Below are 5,136 nucleotides of genomic sequence, written 5' to 3'. Positions count from 1 at the left end.
CCCACCCGCATCGACAACCTGCTCAGGCAGCCCGACCTCGGCGAACACCACACCATCCGCACCCCGCCAAGCCCCCCGCAACCCCTGGAACACCGACCCATAACCCAACCCACCCCCGGCCAGCCGCTCATACAACCCGTCCAGCTCGATCACCGACGCACCCCGCGGCGGCCACACCGCCGTATCGAACCGCTCCCCGGCCTGACCACCGACCGCCAGCACACCGATCGCGTGCCGCACCCAGGCATCGTGATCATCGGCCCCGGCCGGCCGGGCATGAACACTCACCTCACGCCGACCCATCCCGTCCACGGGGCCCACCCGCACCTGCACCGCGACGGCATCGTCCGCACCCAGCACCAGCGGCGCGGTCAAGGTCAGCTCCTCGACCAGATCACAACCGACCTCATCACCCGCCCGCACCACCAGCTCCAGGAACCCGGTGCCCGGGAAGATCACCGTCCCGCCCACCACGTGATCGGCCAGCCACGGATGCGACCCCAGCGAGATACGACCGGTCAGCAGCGCCTCGTCGGTGTCGGCCAGCCCCATGGCGGCACCCAGCAGCGGATGCCCCGCCACGACCTGTCCGAGACCTTCGGCATCTCCGGCCCGTCTGCCACTCGGCCAGAACCACTGACGCTGGAAGGCATATGTCGGCAACTCCACCCGGCGGGCACCGGGGAACATGGCCGGCCAGCTCACCGGCACCCCATGCACGTGCAATCCGGCCAGCGCCATCATGATCGTCGCCTGCTCGTCCTGGCCCCCGCGCAGCGCCGACACCAGCACCGGGTCCGAGTCCACATAGCCGCCCATCCCCTCGGCGGCCGCCCGCGAACGGACAGTCTCATCCGCGTCGGCGAGCGCGGTGAGGGTGTCGTCGGCCATCGCGGTCAGTACACCGTCGGGGCCCAGTTCCAGGTAGGCCCGCACTCCCTGAGCGTGCAGCGTCCGGACACCGTCGGAGAAGCGGACGGCCTGGCGGACCTGGTCGACCCAGTAGTCCGGCGAGCACAGCTGCTCGTCGGTGGCCGCCTGCCCGGTCACCGTGGACACCACCGGGATCTGTGGCGGGTCGTAGGACAGCGTCCGGGCCAGGGCGCGGAAGTCCTCCAGCATCGGATCCATCAACGGCGAGTGGAACGCGTGCGACACCCGCAACCGCTTCGTCCTGACTTCCCGCTCCTGCAGAGCGGCGGCCACCTCCAGCACCGCCTCCTCGGTGCCTGAGATCACCACGGAGGCCGGGCCGTTGACCGCCGCGACCGACACCTCCTTCTCACGCCCGGCCAGCAGCCCGGCGACCTCCTCCTCCGACGCTGCCACCGCCACCATCGCCCCACCCGCGGGGAGCGCCTGCATCAACCGCGCCCGACCCGCCACCAACGCACACGCATCGGCCAGCGACAGCACCCCCGCCACATGCGCCGCGCTGATCTCCCCGATCGAGTGACCGGCCAGCACACCCGGCCGCACCCCCCACGAGGACACCAACCGGAACAACGCCACCTCAAGCGCGAACAACGCCGGCTGCGCCCACCCCGTCCGATCCAGCAGCCCCGCCAACTCGCTGCCCGGCTCGGCGAACAGCACCTCGCGCAGCGACCCATCGAGCAGCGGATCCAGCTCGGCGATCACCTCGTCCAACGCCTCGGCGAACACCGGGAACCGGCCATACAGCTCCCGGCCCATCCCCACCCGCTGGCTGCCCTGACCGGTGAACAACACCGCCAGCTGCGGCGGCGTCGCGGCCACCCCGCGCACCACACCGGCACCGGGGCGCTCGTCGGCCAGCGCACCCAGCCCGGCCAGCACACCCTCACGATCAGCCGCGACCACCACCGCCCGATGCTCGAACACCGACCGCGTCGCCACCAGCGAGAACGCCACATCGCTCAACACCGGAGCAGGATCGCTACCCACATACGACACCAGCCGCCCGGCCTGCGCCCGCAACGCCTCCGCCGTACGACCCGACACCACCACCGAAACCACCGGCGGCTCCACGGCGGCATCCGGCATCCGGTCCCCTGTGCGAACCCTGGCCTCAGGCTCCGGGAGCTCCGGTCCCTGCTCGACGATCACGTGCGCGTTGGTGCCACTGATCCCGAACGACGACACACCCGCCCGGCGCGGGCGGTCGGTCTCCGGCCACGCCGTCGGCTCGGTCAGCAACTCCACCGCCCCAGAGGCCCAGTCCACATGTGACGAGGGTGCGTCCACATGCAGCGTCCTGGGCAGCACCCCGTGCCGCATCGCGAGCACCATCTTGATCACACCTGCCACACCCGCGGCGGCCTGGGTGTGACCGAGGTTCGACTTGATCGAGCCCAGCAGCAGCGGCCGGTCGGCGTCCCGGTCCTGGCCGTAGGTGGCCAGCAGGGCCTGCGCCTCGATCGGGTCACCCAGCGTCGTCCCGGTCCCGTGGCCCTCCACCGCGTCCACCTCGGCCGGCGACAGACCGGCGCCGGCCAGCGCCTGACGGATCACCCGCTGCTGCGACGGACCGTTCGGCGCCGTCAACCCATTCGACGCACCATCCTGGTTCACCGCCGAACCCCGCAGCACCGCCAGCACCTGATGGCCGTTGCGGCGCGCGTCCGACAGCCGCTCCAGCACCAGCATGCCCACACCCTCGGCCCACCCCGCGCCGTCGGCGCTGTCGGCGAACGCCTTGCACCGTCCATCGGCGGCCAGCCCACCCTGGGCGCTGAAGTCGATGAACGAGTTCGGCGTGGCCATCACGGTCACACCACCGGCCAGCGCCAGCGAGCACTCATCACCGCGCAGGGCCTGTGCGGCCAAGTGCAGTGCCACCAGCGAGGAGGAGCACGCGGTGTCCACGGTCACCGCCGGCCCTTCCAAGCCAAGGGTGTAGGACAGCCGGCCGGTCGCGACACTACCGGCGCTACCGGTACCGGAGAAGCTCATCACCTCCGGTGGAAACTCCACACCGGTCGCGTAATCGTGGTACATGACCCCGGCGAACACGCCGGTACGGCTACCGCGCAGCGAGACCGGATCGATCCCGGCCCGCTCGACCGCCTCCCAGGACGCCTCAAGCAACAGTCGCTGCTGCGGGTCCATCGCCAGCGCCTCGCGGGGCGAGATGCCGAAGAACCCGGGGTCGAACTCCCCCGCGTCGTGCAGGAACCCGCCCTCACGCACGTAACTGGTTCCACGGCTCTCCCGATCCGGGTTGTACAACGCTCCGAGATCCCAGCCGCGCGATGTCGGGAAACCGGTGATCGCGTCGGTCCCCTCGATCACCAGACGCCACAGATCCTCCGGAGAGGACACCCCACCCGGATAACGGCACGCCATCCCCACGATCACGACCGGATCATCGGCCACCGAACGAACCACCGGCGACAGCACACCCGTATCGGCCCGCTCACCCAGCAACTCACCCAGCAGGAAATCCGCCAGACCAACCGGAGTCGGATAGTCGAACACCAACGTCGCCGGCAACCGCAACCCGGTCGCCGCGTTCAGCCGGTTACGCAACTCCACCGCGGTCAGCGAATCGAAGCCCAGCTCACGGAACTCCCGCCGCACCTCCACCAACTCCGGCGAAGCATGCCCCAGCACCACCGCCACCTGCGCCCGCACCAACTCCACCACCGACCGCACCCGATCAGCCTCACCCAACCCGGCCAACCGCCGCACCAGCGCACCGTCACCCGACACCGACCCCGACACCGCCGACCGGCGAACCCCCCGCACCAGCCCGCGCAGCAGATACGGCACCTCACCCCGCGCCCGCACCGCCGCCAGGTCGAGCCGCGCGACCACCAGCACCGGATGATCCACCGCATCCACCGCGTCGAACGACGCCAGCCCCTGCTCCACCGACAACGGCGACATCCCCGCCCGCGTCATCCGCCGCAGATCGACCTCGTCCAACCCACCGGTCATCCCGGCGTCCTGCGCCCACGGCCCCCACGCCAGCGACCGCGCGGCCAACCCCCGCGCCCGCCGATACTCCGCCAACGCGTCCAGGAACGCGTTCGCCGCCGCATAGTTACCCTGCCCCGCCCCACCGAACGTCCCCGCCACCGACGAGAACACGATGAAGTCGGCCAAGCCTCCATCACGAGTCAGCTCATGGAGATACCAGGCCGCGTCCACCTTCGGCCGCAACACCGTCCCCAACCGCTCCGGCGACAGCGACGGAATCGTCCCGTCATCCAGCACACCCGCGGTATGAATCACCGCGGTCAGCGGATGCCCTGGATCCACCCCGGCCAGCAGCGCCGCCACCGCGTCCCGATCGGCCACATCACAGGCGGCGATCTCGACCTCGACCCCGTGCGCGATCAGCTCGGCCCGCAGTTCCAGCGCGCCGGGGGCGTCCAGGCCCCGGCGGCTGGTCAGCAGCAGACGCCGCACCCCACGCTCGGCCACCACATGCCGCGCGAACAACGCCCCCAGACCACCCGTCCCACCGGTGATCAGGACAGTTCCCTCCGGATCCCAGGCACGATCCTCACTCAAACCAGAGCCGGACGCGAGGTCAACGCCACGCTCGGAGCCAGGGCCATCACCGGAACCTGAGCCGGGCACCACCCGTACCAGCCGGGCAACCCGCACCTCATCCCCGCGCACCGCCACCTGCGGCTCACCCGAGGCCAGCACCCCGGACAACACCGCCAGAGACGCCCCCTCCTCCACATCCACCAGCACGAACCGGCCCGGATTCTCCAACTGCGCCGAGCGCACCAACCCCCACACCGCCGCCGCGCCCAGATCGGTGACCGCATCCCCCGCACCGGCCACCACCGCACCCCGCGTCACCACCACCAGCCGCGAATCAGCACACCGCTCATCAGCCAGCCACCCCTGCACCAACCCCAGAACACGAGCGGTCAACGCATGCGCCGACCCCACCACGTCCCCGGCCCTGGCCGACCCGACCACGACGGTCACCACCTCCGGCACCACCTCCAGCGCCGCCAGATCCGGGTCCGATGCCAGGTCAAGGGTCAGCTCGGCCACCTGAGTGAGGGGGCCGGACGCCGAGGACGCCGAGGACGCTGCCGCCTCCGGCGACATCACCCACTCCAGGCGGAACAGCGCGTCCCGCTCCAACGCCCGACCAGCAGCGCCGGAGAGGTCATCAACCGCGATCGG

The 5,136-nt window shown here is 70.9% G+C and carries 1 protein-coding gene; it reads right to left on the bottom strand.

The genetic code is table 11. The features are described from left to right. Positions 1–5,136 (bottom strand): type I polyketide synthase (locus ABT061_RS48130; protein ID WP_350930426.1); only part of this gene is annotated, 5,136 nt, incomplete at both ends.

The organism is Streptosporangium sp. NPDC002544 (assembly GCF_040295965.1).
GTDB lineage: Bacteria > Actinomycetota > Actinomycetes > Streptosporangiales > Streptosporangiaceae > Streptosporangium.
Note: the sequence above shows the minus strand (reverse complement) of the source record. Positions and strands in the feature narration are given on the sequence as shown.